2 protein-coding genes are annotated in these 1533 nt (G+C 42.1%); one reads left to right on the top strand and one right to left on the bottom strand.

From position 1 onward, the window contains the following. Window positions 1-569 (top strand): DUF4351 domain-containing protein (locus tag RMO84_RS20605; RefSeq protein WP_310490308.1); only part of this gene is annotated, 569 nt, incomplete at its 5' end. A 240-nt stretch (window positions 570-809) separates the two neighbouring features. Here the strand turns inward: RMO84_RS20605 and RMO84_RS20600 are convergent. Continuing rightward, window positions 810-1533 (bottom strand): glycosyltransferase (locus RMO84_RS20600; protein ID WP_310490307.1); only part of this gene is annotated, 724 nt, incomplete at its 5' end.

Raw genomic sequence — 1533 nt, 5'->3', positions numbered from 1 at the left:
CCGATGTCGAACTCCCGATCTTGTGGATTCTCACCCCCACATTAGCCGCACCAACATTGACGGGTTTTGGTGCTATAAATGAATTAGGTTGGGAAAATGGAGTGTACTTGTTGCCACCATTGCAGAAGACGGGGATTATCGTCATTCACCAGTTACCGGCGATTCCCGATACTTTATGGTTTCGGTTATTGGGCAAAGGCAAAGTCCAACAACAGGCGATCTCCGAAGTAGCAGCATTACCTGTCGATAGCCCATATCGGACAGATGCTCTCAAGCTGTTTGGCAACCTCAGAATCATTTTAGAAGCCCAACAAAGTCGCAAAATAGAAGACCAGGAGTTGATTATGCAATTATCACCTTTATATCTAGCTGAGATCCAAGCAGCCGAAGAACGCGGAGAGAAATCTATTGTGCTGCGCTTATTAAAGCGTCGGGTAGGCGATCTATCAGTTCAAGTTCAGGATAGAATCAAATCTCTACCTGTGGAAAAGCTGGAGAATTTAGGAGACGCTCTTTTAGATTTTGTTGGAATGGAAGACTTAACTGCTTGGTTAGATACAAATGGTTAACTAATCTAGAATTTTCTGACTTGCACTATCTTTAATTAGATTGAGATTGTCTTCACTTAATATTTGTATATACTCGATTGATGTTAATGGATTACATGCGATCTCCAATCGTTGGCGTAGCCTCTCCTGCGAAGAATCGAGTCAGTTATCCACATGAAATGATTTACATTACTGAATTCAGGTACGATTTTAGCTCCAAAGCTGTCTAAAATTGCTGCTAGCAGGAAATAAATTACGTGCCTAACGTTTGAGTTTCTTTTGAATACTCTTGAGAGTTTTAGCTAGTCTCAACTGCAAAATTCGTCGATCGCTAAAATCTAACGTATCTGAACCATTCAGATCTACTCGATCGAAGAACCGATCGATCTCTCTCAAAATCACCTGTAGGCGCGAGAGAATATTCTCAGTTCGATATTCAGCAAGTAAGGATTCTCGATCGATAACTAACGTATCAGATTTAATTGTGGCTAAAATGCGCTCGACATCGTAGGCGGTACTAAAACCGGCAATTTTGTGGCAATTAAATCCCGGATCTAAATAATCTGATAAACCATGATTGATGCTCGAAAACACCTGACAACCACAGGCGATCGCTTCCAATGGTTGCAATCCAAATCCTTCTGTGACACCTTGAGTTGCCCAGTACTCGGCGGAATCATATAAATAAACCCGCGATCGATTGAATAAATCCGCCAAACTATCGACAAACCCCTCGATAATTTCGACTTTACAATCGCGTTGCAGTGCCGGAACTAATTGTTTTAAGAGATAGTCCGAAGACTTGCGCGAGTGAACCAAAACATCGATATTTCTTTCTATTTGCCGATCGACAAATTCGTCAGAAATCTGATTGGGTAAGTAATATAACAGTGCGTGGGGTGACTTCTGTCCCCAGTAACCTAGTGTATTGCGGCTGACAGTGATAATTGGAATCTGGGGTGGGAGCCGAAAACCATACTCGGCA

Source organism: Chamaesiphon sp. VAR_69_metabat_338 (assembly GCF_031423935.1).
Lineage (GTDB): Bacteria > Cyanobacteriota > Cyanobacteriia > Cyanobacteriales > Chamaesiphonaceae > Chamaesiphon.
Note: the sequence above shows the minus strand (reverse complement) of the source record. Positions and strands in the feature narration are given on the sequence as shown.